Source organism: Chryseobacterium sp. G0201 (assembly GCF_003815655.1).
Lineage (GTDB): Bacteria > Bacteroidota > Bacteroidia > Flavobacteriales > Weeksellaceae > Chryseobacterium.
In genome coordinates, this window is record NZ_CP033917.1 from 4340530 (window position 1) to 4359703 (window position 19174).

Here is a 19174-nt window from a genome sequence, read left to right on the forward strand (position 1 = left end):
TTAATAATTAAAGATTAGATAACTTTAGCTTCTTCGTGAAGTAATCTTACCAATTCATCTAAATTATCCGGAGAAACGATCTTTACAGCAGCTCTTGGAGGAACACTGTCATAAGAAACTCCCTGAACTTTCACTTCTGAAGAAGTAGGCTCTACAACTTGCAAAGGTTTAGTTCTTGCAGACATAATCCCTCTCATGTTTGGAATGATCAAATCTTTTTCATCCACCAATCCTTTCTGACCAGCAATTACAGCAGGTAATTTCACAGAAATAGTTTCTTTACCACCTTCAATTTCTCTTACCGCAGTAGCTTCAGCTCCGTTTACGTCTAAACCTACAGATGCGTTAACGAAAGGTTGATTCAACAACTGAGCAACCATTCCAGGAACAGAACCACCGTTATAATCGATAGATTCTTTACCACAAAGGATTAAATCATAACCCCCATTTTGAGCAACAGCAGCAATTTCTTTAGCTGTTGAGAAGCTGTCTTTTGGATCAAGATTTACTCTTACCGCATCATTTGCACCGATTGCCAAAGCTTTTCTGATTACCGGTTCCGTACCAGCATCTCCTACATTGATCACTGTTACAGTAGCTCCTTGAGACTCCTGAAGTTTAACCGCTTTTGTCAACGCAAATTCGTCTAATGGGTTGATAACCCACTGAATACCGTTTTTGTCGAACGCAGATTTATCTGCTGTGAAGTTAATTTTGGAAGTAGTATCCGGAACACTACTAATACAAACTAATATTTTCATGTGTACTATTTTATTGTTTCCCTTTTTACACCATAAAAACAGGTGCTTTATGCAGAGATTTTGTTTTAATTAATTTTTGCTAATATAAATAAAAAATATATTATGCATGCATAATACTTATTAATTTATTATTCAAAGCATTAGATGTGTTTACTTGGCTGGTTTTGTTGCTCTAAACTCTATCTTGCTTGGTAAAACGCGTGGATTCATTTTTAAAATATCCAAAATAAGATTCCCCATATCATCGGGCTGGATCTTCCATTCGTCTTTTTCTGAAGGTATATTTCCGTTGAAGTTTGTTGCTACCGAGCCCGGCATTATTACGGTTGATTTAATGTTATATTTTCTCAGATCGATCATTGCAGCCTGAGTAAAGCCAACAACCCCGAATTTTGATGCATTGTAGCCAGTTCCGTTTTCGAAGAAATTAGTTCCTGCCAAGCTTGAGATGGTAATATAATATCCTTCGGACTTCTTTAGTTCATCAACAGAGGCTTTTAAAGTATAAAAAACTCCTGTAAGATTGGTTTCTATCATATCGTTCCATTCTTCAGCAGATAATTCGTCCACAGGTTTGAAGATTCCTAATCCGGCATTGGCGATCACAAAATCCAACCTTCCGAATTTTTCAACTGTTTGTTTTACAGCTTCTTCTTCGTTTACAAGAAGTTTTACGTCAGAAACTACTCCTAAAACATTTTCAGAATATTGTTTTAATTCCTGTTCCGCTTTTTCTACATCTTCTTTTTTTCTCCCCGAAAATGCCACCAAAATACCGTTTTCAAGTAAAATTTTTGCAATACCAAAACCTATTCCTTTGGTTCCTCCTGTTATATATGCGACTTTATTTTCTAACATAGAATTAATTTTAATTCTCTAAAATAAATAAAACCTTTCAATAAAAATGATTTATTGATACTAAGATTTATCACTTATCAGTCATTTATATTAAGATGAAAAACATTTAGACAACAAAAAAACGCTCTAAAATAAGAGCGTTTTATCTTTTTATAATTTCAAATTATTTTGAATAATTCTCAAAAAACAATGGGATACTTTCAATTCCTTTATAGAAGTTGAATAATCCGTAATGTTCGTTTGGCGAGTGGATAGCATCAGAATCAAGACCGAAGCCCATCAACACAGACTTAGCACCTAAAACCTGCTCAAACATTGCTGTAATTGGAATACTTCCTCCACCTCTGTATGGAAGAACTTCTTTCCCGAATGATGATTCCATTGCTTTTTTTGCAGCTGCAAATTCTTTGGTATCAGTCGGTAAAACGTAAGGCATTCCTCCGTGGTGTGGCGTTACTTTTACTCTTACGTTATCTGGAGCTATTTTATTGAAATATTTCGTGAATTTTTCAGTGATTTCTTCCGGAGTCTGATAAGGAACCAAACGCATCGATATTTTAGCAGAAGCCTTAGAAGGAATAACTGTTTTTGCACCTTCTCCTGTGTAACCACCCCAAATTCCGTTACAGTCTAATGTAGGACGGATAGAAGTTCTTTCTAATGTTGTGTATCCTTTTTCACCTTCTACACCTTCCAATCCGATTGATTTTTTGAATTCTTCAGGGTTATCCTTCAATTTATTCATATCAGCTCTGTCTTCGTCTGAAACGTCTTCTACGTTGTCATAGAAACCGTCAATGGTGATCTGCCCGTCTTCGTCGATCAGCTTAGCAATCATTCTAGAAAGTACATGAATCGGGTTTGGAACTGCACCACCGTAAAGTCCAGAGTGCAGATCTCTGTTTGGGCCTTCAATTTCAACTTCAACATAGCTTAAACCTCTTAAACCGGTTGTAACTGTCGGCTGTTCGTTGCTATAAATATGAGTATCAGAAATTAAGATACAGTCGCAAGATAATTTCTCTTTGTTTTCGTTTACAAAATCTCCTAAGCTTACAGAACCTACTTCCTCCTCACCTTCTAAAATAAATTTAACGTTACAAGGAAGAGAATTTGTTTTCATCATCGCTTCAAAAGCCTTTAAATGCATGAAAAACTGTCCTTTATCATCAGCAGAACCTCTTGCAAAGATCGCTCCGTCCGGGTGAAGTTCAGTTTTTTCGATATACGGTTCGAAAGGAGGTTTTGTCCAAAGTTCTAACGGATCAGCAGGCTGAACATCGTAATGTCCGTAAACTAATACCGTTGGCAGGTTTTTATCTAAAATTTTCTCTCCAAAAACGATAGGATATCCTTTTGTCTGGCATACTTCAACATGATCAGCACCTGCATTTTTAAGGTGTTCTGCGACAACATCTGCACATTTCAATACGTCATCTTTATAAGCAGGATCAGCAGAAATAGAAGGAATTCTCAGTAACTCAAATAATTCATCTACGAAACGCTGTTTGTTTTCGTTTATGTAATTTAATGTCTCTTGCATTGTAAAAATTTGTTTTGCTAAAAGTAAAAAAAATGCCCTGCAGGAGCAAACAAAAACATATAATTTTCCTCAGGTTTATTATTATGAAGGTTATTTAAGTCTGATTACTATTATTTTGGTGTGATAAATTGATGAAACGACTGCAACCCTAGCCCCGATTGGAGCATTTGTCTGAGATCATTTTGAGAGTTTCGGCGGCGGCTTTGCCGCCGCCGAAACTCTCAAAATAGCGAGTGCGGAAAGCGGGATAAAGCTTCAAAAAAAATGTCCCACATTACTGCAGGACATTCTTTATATTTTTACTAAATAATTAGTGTTCAGCTTTAGCTTTATCAGCCTCTACAGGTTTTACAGCAGCTGTACTGTCTGTTTTTGGAGCTTCTGCACCGTGTTTTTCAGCAACAGCCTCTTCTTTATGCTCTGCAGCAGCTTCGTGACCGTGAGCTTCAGCACCTCCTTGGTGATCATCAGAATATCTTTCTGCACCTTCTTCAAGTTTAATGATATTCTTATTTCCTCCAGCTTGTATCTTTTTACAGCTTACAGCTACAGTTGCAATAGCTAAACATATAATTAATTTTCTCATGCCTAAATTTTTGATTGCCCAAAATTAAGAAATCTTGCTTTTTTCGGCAACATTTTTATATTGATTTTAAAATAATTTTACCTTTTTTGGATTGTGTAAAAATAAGATAGCTCTCACCACCGTCTTTTAGCCCGTATTTCTTTTTAAGTTCTTCCGGTTTTAAAGGATAATTTTTTGAGATGATATTAAATTGCTCTTTCTTCTTAATATCCTTACTATCAATTACTTTCACTTCTAAAATCCTTCCTGGGAAATTATTTATTTTTTCATCAGAAGTATAGAAATGACTATTCGGATGAAGCTTTTTTAACTTAAATTTTTCTGAGATTAAATTAAAAATTCCTGCCTTTAAAATCGAATGATTTGGAATATAAATGTATTTTTCGGGCTCAGAATATTCAGAATGGGCATTTTCATCGTCTCCAAACTGATATTCGAAGTCAGATTCTCCACTTTCTAAGTTCACGCATTTACAAATAATCTTCCCTGAATTTTCATTTGATAAGAAAACCACAACTTCTTTTACATCATTTTTGAGAGCAATAATTTCAATTCTGAAAATATTCGGTAAAACAGAAACTAAATATTTCAAATCGATCAATGGAGATAGTTTTATCACCACTTCATTTGAAATTGTGAGCAATTTTCCCTGAATTTCCAAGATATTTGGAGAAAGATCTTCCAACAAAAAGACTTTGTTTTTATTGTTATCTCTTCTTGCAGGATCTAAATAAACAACATCAAAAGTTTCTTGATTGTCATTAAGGAAATCTTCCAGTTTTTGGTTGATAAATTTGGCCTTTTTTTCTAAAACAGCCCAATTGTGTGCTACAATCTCCAAAAGTTCGGAGTTTTGTTCAACAAGCGTGACATCATCAAAGTTTTGAGAAAGATAATAGGCATCGATCCCGAAACCGCTGGTTAGGTCTATGAATTTCTTACCTTTTAAAATTTCAGATTTGTATAAAGCTGTTTTTTCTGAGGATGATTGTTCTAAATTAAGCTGTGGCGGGAAAATAATTCCTTCTTTTAATAAAAACGGAAACTTTCTCTGTGCGACTTGTTTTCCTTTGATCTGTTGAACAATTTCCTGCATAGAAACTTCAGAAAATGGGGATTTTTTTAATAGTAATGAATGCAAGTCTGTGGATAGATTTGCATTGATGTAGTTTTGGATTTCTTTGTTTAGTATTTTTTTATTTCCCACAGATTCGTAAGATTCTTTGATGGAGATGCTTCGACTTCGCTCAGCATGACAACGCTACAAAATGACGTTTAGTATTAGAGATGTCATGCTGAGCGAAGTCGAAGCATCTATTTAAATTTATCTTTTATAAAAAATATAATCCGTCAATACAGGTTCAATTCCGGTTTGTTTTAATAAAGAATTGATCTGGCCTCGGTGATATGTCGAATGATTGATTGCCTGAAAAAGCATTTCAAAAATACTGTTCTCAAACTTTTTTCCTTTTGAGTTTTGATATTCAATTCTTTGGTCAAAATCTGACTTTTGAACAATTTGAATACTTTTGTGAAAGTTTTGATGATTAATTTCCTCTAAATTTTCAAAAGGATTGATTTGCCAAACCTCAAAAGCTTTTTCACCTAAAATTCTTGAATTCCAGACTTGTTGAGCATTTAAAGTATGATTGATTAAACTGATTGTTTTCTCATCAATCTTCGAAATATTTACTGAAATAATTTTAATCATTTCGCGGTTGAAATGATAGGTATATTCAAATAAATCGATCAGTTTATCCTTCATTATTCAAACATTTCTGCCCAACGAACGGCTTTTATTTCTTTTTCGTTATACAATTCTGCAACAGACTTTTTAACGTCTAATTTGGGATATAAATTAACTCCAATTATCTTTATTTTACCTTCTTCAACCCATTGTTGCTCTTCAATAGCTTGGTTGTAGATCTTTTTTTGGATAACTCCATTTTTTAGAAGCTCTAAATAACCTCCAGCTTCTTCAATTTCAACAAAGAAAGCCCAAGACTTTTCTGCAATTTGTTGGGTAATGTCTTCAACATAATAACTTCCGTTAGATGCGTCTTCAAAGACATTAATAATACTTTCGTAAGCTAAAACGATTTGCTGTTTGAAAGAAATTTCTTCCGAATTTTCCGTGCTTTTTTCTACCAAATAATTTGTGCTGTACACTGCATCTGCACCACCAATCATCGCAGAAGCTAGCTCCAATGTAGAACGGATTAGATTATTTTCACGGTCTACAACGGCTTTATTTCTTAATGAAGTTTCTGCAAAAATATAAGGAATTTGATCTAAGCCATATTCTTTGGAAAATTGATTAAAAATTAATTTAAAAGCTCTTAATTTCGCTGTTTCAAAGAAATAATTTCCTCCTACAGCTATTTTGAAGATCAATTTATTTAAAATTTCCTGTCCATAAACTTCTACAAGCTCTTTTGTTTTTGCCAAGGCAATTCCTAACTGCTGATAGATTGCAGCTCCGGCATTTTGATGCAGAGAAATGTCAACACAAATATTTCTTTTGAAATCTTTGGCTAATAATTCTTTGGCTAATTGATCATCAATTACTCCATTTTTTTCATCAAATACATCGATCAACGAAAAATATTGATCGTTATCTGCAGGGCTTATATGTTCCGCTAAATCTTTATTGTTAATGAAAATTGTTTTCTCCTCAAGGTTTTCAACGTTATGGTCTAACATAAACGCGAAAACATCATCTTCTAAACTCTCATGATACGTTGCCACCAAATGTGTACTTTCCTCAACTTTAGGAAGGTTTACCAAAGGTTTCTGAACAGAACTGTAAAAAGGCTTCACATCAATTCCTTCTAAATTTTCTTTTTTCAGAATGGTGTAAATATCTTCTGTTTTAAGCTGCTTCTTTACTAAATTTTCCCAGTTAGGAAAAGTATCTGTATTTAACATTGATTATGGATTATTTGTGAAATGTTAATGGTGAATTTTGCTTCGCAAGTGAATTTGTTAATTGACAAGTCAAGCGAGTTGACTGTTCACCATTCCCTTTTTAATTATTTTTTAGCAACATTTGTGCTGTCGACAACCAGAATAAAAATCTCTTCATTCGGTTTTTTCATAAAATAATTTTCTCTTGCGTATTTTTCTTTTTCCGATTTATTGTTCATTAGTTTCTTATAAAACGTATCATTTTTTTCGTATTCTGTTTTATAATATTCTAATTGTTCTTCGTATTTATTGATCTCACCATTGAGTTCATTAATAACCAAGAACGAAGTTTTATCAAAGAAAACCATCCAAACCAAGAACAGACAGACTGTAAGGACATATTTGTTTAAAACATAATTTTTAATAAATATGAATGTCTCTGACTTTGGTTTAATTTCTTTAATAAGTTTATTCTCTTCCATTTTTAGTGTTTTCTTAACGAGTTTTTGATGACGGTGGTCAGAAAATCAATCGCTACGGAATTTTGCTTCATGTTCGGGATAATAAGGTCTGCTTCATTTTTTGAAGGCTCAATAAATTCCTGATGCATCGGCTTTAAAGTTGTCTGATAACGGTGTAAAACCTCACTCAAATCTCTGCCCCTCTCTTGCGTATCTCTCCTTATCCTCCTGATTAATCTTTCATCAGAATCTGCATGAACAAATACCTTCAGATCAAATTCCTTTAATAATTCTTTATTCGTAAGTACCAAAATTCCTTCTACGACCAATACATTTTTAGGTTCTACAGTTACATGATCTCCGGTTCTGGAATGCGTCACAAAGCTGTAAATCGGCTGTTCTATAGGCTCGTGATTCTTTAAAGCTTTTACGTGTTTCAGCATCAATTCAAAATCTATCGACTTTGGATGGTCATAATTTAAGGCTTCTCTTTCTGTAAGCGTTAAATTATGATTGTCATGATAATAATTATCCTGAGAAAGGATGTTCATTCCTTCGATATCAAGCTGTTGAAGTATTTTATCAACAACTGTAGTTTTGCCGGATCCTGTACCTCCCGCAATTCCTATTACAAGCATTCTTTTTGTTTCTATATAGTTTTTACAAATATACTATTTTAGTTGAATGCAAGTAAAATAATGGGTGCGGAATTTGTCCAATAAAAAATCCGATGCGCAAACACCGGATTTTAATTCAACTTTTAAGTTTTATTTTTTGATAAATTTAGTTGACAATTCTATTCCTTTTATATTTAAAATATAGTCTCCTGTCTGAAGATGAGAAACATTGATTGTATTTTTCCCATTATTAATGGTAGTTTCCAATACTTTTCTTCCTTCCATGTTGTAAACTTCTACTTTTTCCTCTTTGTTAACCTTCATTGAAATATTCAATATATCAGTAACAGGGTTTGGATAAATAGCAATAATTTCTTTCTTAGAGACATCATCCACGCTTAACTGGCAATTGTAAGCCGGCAAAACATATCCCGCAGTTGTAAATTCCTGTGTCATTGTAGTGATATCGCTACAAGTATATCCGAAAGTTCCCAACATATCAATGGCAGCCTGTCTTACAGCAATAGCAGCATTTTGCTGATTTGTGTTTGAATCCGTCATAGATAATCCTTCTAAAAAGGCTCTGTCGGTTTTTGCTTTTCCGATTTTATCATAAATCCTCATCAATGCAGAAGCCCAGATTTGACCTCTTGTATGAATCGCTCCTGATCCCGGATACAAAACAGTGTAATTTGTGATTCTTCCTGACCAATATTCATTGTGACCATCCCAGCTGAACATCCAGTTGTATGCAGCTGTAGATGAAGGCCATTGCCCAAGACTTCTACTGTATGACTGCGCCCAGTAATCTCCACAACCCTCGCTTAATCCCTGAACTTGAGATAAACTTCCATTGGTTAACCAATCGTGAAGTCCGTGCCCTAATTCATGCAAAACAACGTCTGCATCTTCAGCATCATCTACACCGCCCTCTCCGAAAACTAATCTTCCGTTGCTGTAATAAGAATTATCGTCTCCGTCCAAACCATGTGGATCGTACCATAATATTCCTTCATTGGTTAAAGGTTTACAGACAATATTTAATGTTTCATTAATGTAACGTAAACTGTTGTCTACATGCCAATATGCATTCACAGCTTCAAATCCCTGATCATTTCTATTAAATAAGAATTGATTAGTTGCCTGAGTGAAAAGCCCTGTAGAAGGTGTTTCTAGGTCTTTGATTTCTGCGTAAGATCCTTTTAATTTATATACACCTGCCGTAAGATCCAATTCCGGAATTGTAACCAAAGTTCTTGCAGCATCTAAACTTGCATTGGTAGCATCATTATTATCTAAGTACTGACCTGCATAGGCAACCTGCATTTTAGAAAGCGGATCCGGATTGAAAATATATCCAGAGCCAGATACTAAAACCTTTTTAGCGCTTACGTCTTTTTTTAGATTTTTTTTTGCGGGCTTTGGAGCCTCATTTTTATCATGATGATAATTCGCAATATCTTTTACGCTTAATACATTTCCATTTTGCGCGTCTATGATTGTTTCCCAGCTTCCAGGATTGTCGTGAGAGTTGGTAAGAATTCTATAAACCAACTTAGTTTCTCCGTTTTCTGTAAAATAAACTAATAATTTATTTTCTTCAAACGTAATTTCTCCTTTAGTTTTTGATGCTGTATGAGCCTTTTGAAGAGCTTCTGACGCTGATAAAGAAGGATTGGTATTGATATCTTTAATCTCTTTTTTAAAGCTGTCCGTAGAAGTATAAGTAATTTTTCCGTCTTTGTTAAAGTGTAATACGATTTCAGATTGAAAAACTGGTACCTCTTTAATCATCTGCTGAAAACGCAATGTTTCCCCAGAACTTCCCTTCTTAACGAAATTTAATTTAAGCTGACTGAAATTTTGAATTCCCAAACTTCTGGAATTTTCACTGAGCCACCTTTTAGCCGGAGCTTCTAACGACGACTCCTGCGCCGCAAATGCTGAGTAGGAAAGGACACAGCCCAGAATTAAAGAGTTAATTTTTAATTTCATGTGATTTTTTTAATGTTATTTAGCTAAAATAAAAAATATTATCTAAATATTAATAATTCTTGATAATAATTATTAAAAAAACATTAAATAATCACAAAAAAGGAAACCTAAAACAAAAAAAGCCCTAACAATTGTCAGAGCTTTGATTTATACTATTTCGCTAGTTAATTCCCTTGAAATAAGTTTTTCATGCATGGGTTTCACAATATCCATAGATCCTGTTTTCACCGTGCATTTGCCTTTATAATGCACCAACATTGTACATTGTTCGGCCTGTTCTAACGTATGTTTACAAATCTCTATAAGAGAATCAATTACATAATCAAAGGTATGAATATCATCGTTATGTAAAATTAACTTATAAACATCATCCGTTTCTTCCAATACCAGAACTTCTTCTTCATATTGACGTTTCGGATCTTCGTAATCTTTTATATTGTTATAAAAAATCATTTTTAATTATTTTTAAACTTCCCCTAATTTTTCAGCCAGATCACTCAGGCTATTTGGTTCATCATAAACCAATTCTACAAGCTCAACGCTCTTATTATTCATTTTCAAAATTTTGAAATGATAATTTAATAAGTCAAATTCCTGGTTTTCTTCCGGAATATCTTCCAATTCATGAAGGATAAGACCAGCTAAAGAGTTGTATTCACTCTCTTCTGAAAGAGGCAATTTCTTAGGTAAATGTTCATTGATCTCGTCCAAAGGCTGTGTAGCCTGTACCCAATAGGTATTATCTCCTATTTTATCAACCAACTTTTCTTCATCATCCTCTTCATCCTGAATTTCACCTACTAATTCCTCCAAAATATCTTCTAATGTGATAATACCTTCAGTACCACCAAATTCGTCTATTACAATCGCCAAATGCTGTTTCTTTTGTTGGAAAGTCTTTAATAGATCTGAAATTTTCTTACTTCCAACAACAAAAAACGCATCACGCATTAATTCTTTAAGATCATCATGACTCAATTCACCTTTTCTCTTAACAAATTCTCTGATGATTTCTTTCGTGTATAAAATACCAATCACATTATCAATAGAATTAACATAAACAGGAATTCTTGAATACCCGCTATCCATAATTTTATTGATTATTTCATTAATATCTTCCTCAAAATCAATTGAAGTAATATTCTGACGAGGTACCATGATCTGTTTTGCAGAGTGATCTGTAAAATCAAACGCATTTTTAATGATTTCATAGTTCTCTTCTTCAATTTCACCGCTGTCAGCACTTTGTTTTACCAAAAGCTGAAGTTCTTCGGTTGAGTGAATTTCTTGTTCAGATGCCGGATGTATTTTTACTAATCTTAAAAAAGTATTAGACATTAAATTCATCAACCAAATAAATGGTTTAAAGACCGTATAAAACACTCTCAACGGAACTGCTGTTGCCATTGTAGTTGCTTCCGATTTTCTGATCGCGATTGATTTAGGAATTAATTCTCCAAATACAATATGCATGACAGTGATTAAAACAAAACTGGTAACCACTGAAATTGTGGTAATTGTTGTCTGAGCCATTTCCACATTCAACGAATGGAAAATATTGTCAACAACGTGGTGGAGAGCACTTTCTCCAACCCAACCCAAAGCAAGTGATGCCAACGTAATACCAAGCTGTGTAGCAGATAGATACTCATCAAGATGTTTGATGATATGCTCTGCCTGCTTCGCCATAGAATTACCTTCGGCTGCCTTTATTTGGATTTGTGAGTAACGAACTTTAACAATTGAAAATTCTGCGGCTACGAAAAAGCCATTTAATAATACAAGAAATACGGCTAGTAAAAGCCTGACTATGTCCGAGTCCATTTAGAAATTATATATTTAATTGATACAAAGATATACAAAATAAAAATAACAAAAAAAGCACCGAGAATATCGATGCTTTAATATTTTGTTAAATTAAATTCTTTACGAATTTTTCAAGGCTTCTGCTCCAGAAACGATCTCTAAGATTTCGTTTGTAATCGCTGCCTGTCTTGCTTTGTTGTAGAAGATAACCAAATCATTTTTAAGCTCCTGTGCGTTGTCAGTTGCTTTATGCATTGCTGTCATTCTCGCACCGTGCTCAGACGCTACAGAATCTAAAACAGCTTTGAAAACCTGAGTTTTAATAGACTTTGGAATCAAATTATCTAAAATTTCAGCTCTATTCGGCTCAAAAATATAATCTGTTTCTACCTGAGGCTCTGCAGCATCAACTTCTGCCATTGAAATAGGCAAAACTTGTTCTGTAGTAACTTCTTGAGTAGCAGCATTGATAAATTTATTGTAGATTACATAAACTTCGTCAAATTTCCCTTCTTTGAAACTGCTCATTGCTGCTTCAGTAAGATTAGAAACTGCCTCAAAGTTCAGATTATCAAAAACGGCACTTTCATTTGAGTAAACTGAACGAGTCTTTCTTACAGCATCGTAAGCTTTTTTACCAATTGTAAGAACTTCAACCTCATATTGAGCTTTATTCTGAAACTGAATGTTTAGTTCCTTTACAACATTAGAGTTGAAAGCACCCGCCAAACCTCTGTTTGAAGTTACAGCGATGAAAAGTACTCTTTTAACCTCTCTTTTTTGAGCATAAATAGAAACCTGATCAGGATCTGAACTAGAATTTACATTCTGGATGATCTCCTGTAGCTTTTCAGAATAAGGTCTTAACATTACGATTGCATCCTGTGCTTTTTTAAGTTTCGCAGCGGAAACCATTTTCATAGCACGCGTGATTTGCATCGTAGATGAAATTGAACTGATTCTTCCTCGTATTTCTTTTAAGTTTGCCATTTTTTTAACAGTTTTTAGTGTTTGGTGTTTAGTGTTTGGTTTTTTGAATTTTCTAAAGCCAAACACTAAACACTAAAAACCAAATATTAATTATATTTAGAAGCTAAATCGTTAGCCGCCTGCTTAAGAACACCTGTGATTGAATCATCGATTTTCCCAGCTTTAAGAGCAGCCATTGTTTCAGGGTGCTTAGATCTTAAGAACTCGATGTATTCGATTTGGAATTCTTTTACTTTCTTAATAGGAACGTTTCTCATTAAGTTCTCTGTACCTGCATAGATCATAGCAACTTGGCTATCTACAGGAAGTGGAGAATTTACCGGCTGCTTAAGAAGCTCTACGTTTCTTTCACCTTTAGAGATAACTGCTAAAGTAGAAGCATCAAGGTCTGAACCGAATTTAGCAAACGCTTCCAATTCTTTATATTGAGCCTGGTCTAATTTAAGAGTACCAGAAACTTTTTTCATTGATTTAATCTGAGCGTTACCTCCTACTCTCGATACAGAGATACCAACGTTGATCGCTGGACGAACCCCTGAGTTGAACAAGTCAGACTCCAAGAAGATCTGTCCGTCAGTAATAGAGATTACGTTAGTTGGAATATACGCAGAAACGTCACCAGCCTGAGTTTCGATAATTGGAAGTGCCGTTAATGAACCACCACCTTTTACGATTGGTCTTAAAGACTCAGGTAAATCATTCATTTGGCTAGCAATTTTATCATCAGCGATTACTTTTGCAGCTCTTTCCAATAATCTTGAGTGAAGATAGAAAACGTCTCCAGGATAAGCCTCACGTCCCGGTGGTCTTCTCAATAGTAGAGAAAGCTCACGGTAAGCTACCGCTTGTTTAGATAAATCATCATAAATGATCAATGCCGGTCTACCAGTGTCTCTGAAGAACTCACCGATAGATGCACCTGCCATTGCAGAATATACCTGCATTGGAACTGGATCTGATGCGTTAGCAGCAACGATTACAGTATATGCTAAAGCTCCTTTATCAGAAAGAGTTTTAACGATTTGAGCTACTGTAGAAGCTTTCTGTCCGATCGCAACATATATACAATATACTGGGTTACCAGCATCAAAAAATTCTCTTTGGTTGATGATCGTATCGATAGCAACAGTAGTTTTACCTGTCTGTCTGTCACCGATGATCAATTCTCTCTGTCCTCTTCCTACAGGGATCATAGAGTCGATTGCAACGATACCTGTTTGTAAAGGCTCAGTTACCGGCTGTCTGAAGATAACTCCAGGAGCCTTTCTTTCCAATGGCATTTCGTATAATTCCCCAGAGATAGGACCTTTACCATCGATAGGATTACCAAGAGTATCAACTACTCTACCAAGCATACCTTCTCCTACTTTAATAGAAGAGATTCTGTTTGTTCTTCTTACTGTATCTCCTTCTCTTACTAATTTACTTTCACCAAGTAAAGCAACACCCACGTTGTCTTCTTCAAGGTTAAGTACAATACCTTCTACATCACTAGAAAATTTCACCAACTCTCCGTATTGTACGTTTTCTAACCCGTATACACGAGCAATACCATCACCGATGGTTAAAACTGTACCTACTTCCTCAACGTTTGCGTGAGTATCGAAGTTGGCCAATTGCTGTTTTAAGATCGCAGATACTTCTGCCGGATTTATTTCTGCCATTGTATGGTTGTTTTTTGTCTTATTTTAAAAGTTTCAATTTAAGATCTTCGTTAGAATATTTGTTTATAAAAAGGTCTATTTTTGATTCATCGGCATTCCCGTTATCATCAAATATACCTGATTTATATATGTTCTTAATTATATCTTTATCAGATAAATCAGTAACAGCTTCTTTGTTACTCTTTAAAAATCTTACTGTATAAATAACACGAGTCCAATAAGGAGATTCGTTTGGGTAAATAGGTGGCGTTTTAGGAACTTGAAAAGTAGAACCTAAAACCGAAACAATTTCATTATTCTTTATATCAGATAAAATAAAATTGAAATCGTTATTTTCAATATGATAGATTTCTTTATCATCAACAAATACTTTATCCTTCTTAATTTTAACTTTTTGTCCAAAAGCAAAACAAGAAAAAACAAGCATTGATAAAAATAAAGTCTTTCTCATATTAGTTTAATTGAAAATCCTTTTTAACCTGATTAAGTTTAGTTTTCACAGACGCATCGATCTGCTGATCTCCTACTCTTAATATGTATCCTCCTAAAAGATCAGGATTTACATTTAGTTTCAAATCAAAGTTTGAACCTTCTTTTACTAAGTTTGTAGATCCTAATATCTGATCAATATTTTCTTTTGAAAGCTGAGTTGCAGTAGTCAAAGTTATTCTTTGTACTCCATTAACATCTTCAACTTTATTGATATATTCCTGAGCAATATTTTTCAATTGGTTTTCACGACCATGTCTGATAACCAATGTGATCAAATTTTGAGAAGAAGCCGACAAACTTTTGAAAATCTCTTTTGCTACCTCTACTTTCTTTTTAGCATCAATGTAAGGTGTCATGAAAAATTTGTTCAAATCCGTAGACTGAGACATCAATTTCGCAACATCTTTCATTTCAGAAAATACAGTAGCTGTCTGGCCTGTTTCATTAGTGAACTCAAGCAAACCCTGCGCGTATCTTTTAGCTACTTTAGATGTAAGCATTCTTAGTTAAGATTAGATTTGTTTAAATAATTTTGAACCAACTCGTTTTGAGCTTCGCTGTTGTCTAATTTTTGCTTCAAGATAGATTCAGCAATGTTTACAGATAAAGTACCAATTTGAGATTTGATGTCTGCCATTGCAGCATTTTTCTCAGCATTGATAGTCTGCTTAGCAGCTTCGATCAATTTATCTCCTTCAGTTTTAGCAGCATCTTTAGCTTCACCTACGATTCTATCTTTAATCTCTCTAGCTTCTTTAAGGATAGCATCTCTTTCGATTTTAGCTTCACGAATGATTCTTTCGTTGTCTTCTTTTAATGTTTCCATTTCAGTTCTAGCTAATTTAGCTTGATTCAAAGCGTCAACAATAGAAGTTTCTCTATCATTAATAGATTTTAAAATAGGTTTCCAAGCGAATTTACCTAACAAAAATAATAGTGCTAGAAAAATAACAGACTGGATAATAAATAATCCTGATGAAAACTGATGAATTAATTCCATTATATTAATGTATAAAAAATTATTACTTTTTTCTTAAATAACCATTACCTGTAACCAACCGTTACGGGTAATGGTTTAATTTTAATTAGTTTACTGCGAATAGAGCAGCAAACGCAACACCTTCAACAAGTGCAGCAGCGATAAGCATAGCTGTTTGGATTTTTCCAGATTGCTCAGGTTGTCTAGCGATAGCTTCAAGAGCAGCAGCTCCGATTTTACCAAGACCAATACCTACACCTAGTACTACGATACCAGCACCTACAATTTTAGGGATTTCCATAATATATAATTTTTAAAAAATTTGTTTAACTATTATTTAATTTCTATTAGTGAGCTGCATGATGTTCATGCTCATGCTCTTGAACTGCCATTCCGATGAACAAAGCTGATAACATTGTAAAGATATAAGCCTGTAAGAATGCTACTAATACTTCCAATAAATAAATTACTAATGTTAAGAACGGGAATGCGATTCCAGCTGCAACATTTTTAAATACGTAGATCAATCCGATCAAACTCATTACTACGATGTGTCCTGCAGTCATGTTTGCAAAAAGACGAATCATCAATGCGAATGGTTTAGTGATTGTTCCTAATAATTCAATTGGTAACATGATCAATTTCATTGGTACAGGAACTCCCGGCATCCAGAAGATATGTTTCCAATAATCTTTATTTGCAGAAAATGTAGTAATCAAATAAGTAAGGATAGCCAAGAAGAATGTCATTGTAATATTACCTGTAACATTGATTCCGAAAGGCATTAATCCTAATACGTTTAAGAAAAGTATAAAGAAGAATACTGTTAATAAATAACCCATGAATCTTTTATACTTGTGTCCGATGTTTGGAATAGCAACTTCATCTCTAACGAAGATAATCAAAGGCTCAAAGAATCTAGCAGCACCTGTAGGAACAACTGACTTTTTATAAGATTTAGCCATTCCTCCAAATAAAACCAATAAAAAGATTGATACTACTATAAGGATAAGAACACTCTTTGTAATTGATAAATCTAAAGGTCTTTCATTCGTAGGAAAACCATCTTCACCAAGTATTAAATTACCAGTTGCGTCAGTTTTGAAAATCTTTTCGTGGTGCAATTTATAATAAGAACCATCTACTTCAGTTGTTTCACCATGAATGAAACCTTCTTTACTGTTACTCATGAAAGAGTGAAAACCGTTATCATAAAAAATAACAGGAAGAGGAAAACCAATGTGGTGACCATCTTTGTCAACCATCAATGTAAAATCGTGAGCATCCAACAAGTGATGATCGATATACTCTTTGTTTTCTTTACTTACTTTGTCTTTTTCTGACAACTCTTGAGTTGGAGCAGCTACAGAAGCAGTAGAAGTCTCGCCATGTTGTGCAGACACTAGACTTAATACAAAAATACTGTAGAATAAAACTGCAAATTTCTTTAACATTGATAGGTTTTTTTCGTTGTGCAAAAATAGAATTTTTTTTCTAGTTTCAATAAATATTTTTACTGTTTTTTGTCATGATTAATAAGCTTGATCGCATAATACGTAAGCAGTGTTGTCAGGACAAAATAAGGCATTATAAAATGGAATTTGTACCCCGGAATCACTTCAAAATTCAATTTCTTTCTTATAAGATACATTAATCCAAACTTTAAAAGGATTAATCCTATTACTGATAATCCTAAAAATTCCGGTGCTACTCTATTAATTAAAATGATAAGAGTGATCATCATAGTAAACATTACGCTTAGGAAAAGATAAAATTTAATAATAATGATTTCATCTAAATGATAAACAAATTTCCACAGAGAAAAATGAATCAAGAATGTTAAAAAGAATAATACTACAACTAGAATATTAGGATTAAGTTTCATTATAAATTTATTTACTGTTTACAGTTTTGATGTAAACCGGTATGTATTTCTATTTGGCGCAAAAATATGATTTTTAATTATAATATGACAGCGTTTAATCCTATGATTTTATCCTTATATATAATATTACGTGTTCTATACTTTGCATCTACCAAAAATTCCTTATTTTTGCAACCTATAATTTACAAATAAATATGTTTAATAGTTTACAGGATAAATTAGACAAGGCGCTTCAAAATATTTCCGGACGTGGAAAGATTACAGAAATCAATGTTGCGGAAACCGTAAAAGAGATTCGTAGAGCATTGGTAGATGCCGATGTTAATTATAAAGTTGCAAAAGATCTTACGAAAAGAGTTCAGGATAAAGCGTTGGGACAGAACGTTCTTACATCGCTTACTCCGGGGCAATTGATGACGAAAATCGTTCATGACGAGCTGGTAGAATTAATGGGAGGTTCTCAGGAAGGAATCAATCTTTCAGGAAAGCCATCTGTTATTCTTATTGCAGGTCTTCAAGGTTCCGGGAAAACAACTTTCTCCGGGAAATTAGCGAATTTTCTAAAAACGAAAAAAAATAAAAAACCTTTATTGGTTGCGTGTGACGTTTATCGTCCTGCTGCAATTGAGCAGTTGAAAGTTTTAGGTGGACAAATTGGTGTTCCAGTTTTCACTGAAGAAGGTTCTACAAACCCATCTACGATCGCTGAAAATGCAATTGCTTTTGCAAAATCAAACGGTCACGATGTCGTAATCGTGGATACTGCAGGTCGTCTGGCGATTGATGAGCAGATGATGAACGAAATTAAATCAGTTCATTATTTCATCAAACCTAATGAAACTCTATTTGTAGTTGACGCAATGACTGGTCAGGATGCTGTAAATACGGCTAAAGCGTTCAACGATGCTTTAAATTTTGACGGAGTTGTTTTAACCAAATTAGATGGTGATACACGAGGTGGTGCTGCATTAACCATTCGTTCGGTTGTAGAAAAACCAATCAAATTTATCTCTACTGGTGAGAAAATGGAAGCTTTGGATCTTTTCTACCCGGAAAGGATGGCCGACAGGATCTTAGGAATGGGAGACGTTGTTTCCTTAGTAGAAAGAGCTCAGGAGCAGTTTGATGAGGAAGAAGCTAAAAAACTTCACAAAAAAATCGCTAAAAACGAGTTTGGTTTTGATGATTTCTTAAAGCAAATCAATCAGATCAAAAAAATGGGTAATATGAAAGACTTAATGGGAATGATCCCTGGAGTTGGAAAAGCCATTAAAGATGTTGAGATCAGCGATGATGCCTTCAAACATATTGAAGCAATAATTTATTCTATGACTCCGGATGAGAGAAGAAGACCTTCTATCATCAACACTCAGAGAAAGCAGAGAATTGCAAGAGGTGCAGGTAGAAAAATTGAAGATGTAAACCAATTGATGAAGCAATTTGATCAAATGGGTAAAATGATGAAGATGATGCAAGGCCCTCAAGGTAAGCAAATGATGCAGATGATGAGCAAGATGCCAAACATGCCGGGAATGGGCGGAATGGGAAAATAAGAAATAGTAAAACCTCTATATAAAAGTAAAATCCGACTCAAAATTGAGTCGGATTTTTTATTTTTAAGCTTAAATAA

General features: G+C 34.2%; 21 protein-coding genes. 1 reads left to right on the top strand and 20 read right to left on the bottom strand.

Annotated elements, in window-relative coordinates; genetic code table 11:
• Positions 1-14: 14 nt before the first annotated feature.
• From EG348_RS19460 to EG348_RS19555, 20 genes are all read right to left on the bottom strand, one after another.
• A complete protein-coding gene (locus EG348_RS19460; RefSeq protein ID WP_123984609.1) occupies positions 15-761 on the bottom strand; it encodes an electron transfer flavoprotein subunit beta/FixA family protein in 747 nt (248 codons plus the stop codon).
• Positions 762-911: 150 nt separating this feature from the next.
• Positions 912-1619: an SDR family oxidoreductase gene (locus EG348_RS19465; RefSeq protein WP_123984610.1), complete on the bottom strand. Its 708-nt coding sequence runs from the start codon at positions 1617-1619 to the stop codon at positions 912-914.
• A 163-nt stretch (positions 1620-1782) separates the two neighbouring features.
• Complete coding sequence (locus tag EG348_RS19470) at positions 1783-3162, bottom strand: dipeptidase (protein ID WP_123984611.1); 1380 nt, start codon at positions 3160-3162, stop codon at positions 1783-1785.
• Between the two features lie 310 nt (positions 3163-3472).
• The gene (locus EG348_RS19475) at positions 3473-3748 is read right to left on the bottom strand and encodes a hypothetical protein (RefSeq protein ID WP_123984612.1); all 276 of its coding nucleotides are present in this window, start codon (positions 3746-3748) and stop codon (positions 3473-3475) included.
• A gap of 55 nt (positions 3749-3803) precedes the next feature.
• Positions 3804-4955, bottom strand: coding sequence for a class I SAM-dependent methyltransferase (locus EG348_RS19480; protein ID WP_123984613.1), 1152 nt, complete (start codon positions 4953-4955; stop codon positions 3804-3806).
• A gap of 117 nt (positions 4956-5072) precedes the next feature.
• Entirely contained in the window at positions 5073-5513 is a 441-nt protein-coding gene (locus EG348_RS19485) for a DinB family protein (RefSeq protein WP_164463324.1), read from the bottom strand.
• Complete coding sequence (locus tag EG348_RS19490) at positions 5513-6676, bottom strand: methylmalonyl-CoA mutase family protein (RefSeq protein ID WP_123984615.1); 1164 nt, start codon at positions 6674-6676, stop codon at positions 5513-5515. Before EG348_RS19490 ends, EG348_RS19485 begins: the two co-directional genes overlap by 1 nt.
• 104 nt (positions 6677-6780) lie before the next feature.
• Entirely contained in the window at positions 6781-7137 is a 357-nt protein-coding gene (locus tag EG348_RS19495) for an FtsB family cell division protein (protein WP_123984616.1), read from the bottom strand.
• Positions 7138-7139: 2 nt separating this feature from the next.
• Entirely contained in the window at positions 7140-7754 is a 615-nt protein-coding gene (udk, locus tag EG348_RS19500; RefSeq protein WP_066758117.1) for a uridine kinase, read from the bottom strand.
• A gap of 129 nt (positions 7755-7883) precedes the next feature.
• A complete protein-coding gene (locus tag EG348_RS19505; protein ID WP_123984617.1) occupies positions 7884-9728 on the bottom strand; it encodes a T9SS type A sorting domain-containing protein in 1845 nt (614 codons plus the stop codon).
• A 147-nt stretch (positions 9729-9875) separates the two neighbouring features.
• Positions 9876-10181 (bottom strand): ATP-dependent Clp protease adaptor ClpS, encoded by a 306-nt coding sequence (locus EG348_RS19510; protein WP_123984618.1) that lies wholly within the window; start codon positions 10179-10181, stop codon positions 9876-9878.
• A 12-nt stretch (positions 10182-10193) separates the two neighbouring features.
• The gene (locus EG348_RS19515; protein WP_123984619.1) at positions 10194-11552 is read right to left on the bottom strand and encodes a hemolysin family protein; all 1359 of its coding nucleotides are present in this window, start codon (positions 11550-11552) and stop codon (positions 10194-10196) included.
• A 102-nt stretch (positions 11553-11654) separates the two neighbouring features.
• Positions 11655-12524, bottom strand: coding sequence for an ATP synthase F1 subunit gamma (atpG, locus tag EG348_RS19520; protein ID WP_123984620.1), 870 nt, complete (start codon positions 12522-12524; stop codon positions 11655-11657).
• Between the two features lie 86 nt (positions 12525-12610).
• The gene (gene atpA / locus EG348_RS19525; RefSeq protein ID WP_123984621.1) at positions 12611-14188 is read right to left on the bottom strand and encodes a F0F1 ATP synthase subunit alpha; all 1578 of its coding nucleotides are present in this window, start codon (positions 14186-14188) and stop codon (positions 12611-12613) included.
• 19 nt (positions 14189-14207) lie between these two features.
• The gene (locus EG348_RS19530) at positions 14208-14639 is read right to left on the bottom strand and encodes a hypothetical protein (RefSeq protein WP_123984622.1); all 432 of its coding nucleotides are present in this window, start codon (positions 14637-14639) and stop codon (positions 14208-14210) included.
• Between the two features lies 1 nt (position 14640).
• A complete protein-coding gene (gene atpH, locus EG348_RS19535) occupies positions 14641-15180 on the bottom strand; it encodes an ATP synthase F1 subunit delta (protein ID WP_123984623.1) in 540 nt (179 codons plus the stop codon).
• A gap of 2 nt (positions 15181-15182) precedes the next feature.
• The gene (locus EG348_RS19540; RefSeq protein ID WP_123984624.1) at positions 15183-15680 is read right to left on the bottom strand and encodes a F0F1 ATP synthase subunit B; all 498 of its coding nucleotides are present in this window, start codon (positions 15678-15680) and stop codon (positions 15183-15185) included.
• Between the two features lie 85 nt (positions 15681-15765).
• The gene (atpE, locus tag EG348_RS19545; RefSeq protein ID WP_002979108.1) at positions 15766-15960 is read right to left on the bottom strand and encodes an ATP synthase F0 subunit C; all 195 of its coding nucleotides are present in this window, start codon (positions 15958-15960) and stop codon (positions 15766-15768) included.
• Between the two features lie 46 nt (positions 15961-16006).
• The gene (gene atpB, locus EG348_RS19550) at positions 16007-17113 is read right to left on the bottom strand and encodes a F0F1 ATP synthase subunit A (RefSeq protein WP_123984625.1); all 1107 of its coding nucleotides are present in this window, start codon (positions 17111-17113) and stop codon (positions 16007-16009) included.
• 59 nt (positions 17114-17172) lie between these two features.
• Positions 17173-17544 carry a hypothetical protein gene (locus EG348_RS19555; RefSeq protein WP_123984626.1) on the bottom strand — a complete coding sequence of 124 codons (372 nt, stop codon included), beginning with the start codon at positions 17542-17544 and terminating at the stop codon, positions 17173-17175.
• Between the two features lie 194 nt (positions 17545-17738).
• Between EG348_RS19555 and ffh the strand changes: the two genes are divergently transcribed.
• Positions 17739-19097 carry a signal recognition particle protein gene (ffh, locus tag EG348_RS19560; protein ID WP_123984627.1) on the top strand — a complete coding sequence of 453 codons (1359 nt, stop codon included), beginning with the start codon at positions 17739-17741 and terminating at the stop codon, positions 19095-19097.
• Positions 19098-19174: the final 77 nt, after the last annotated feature.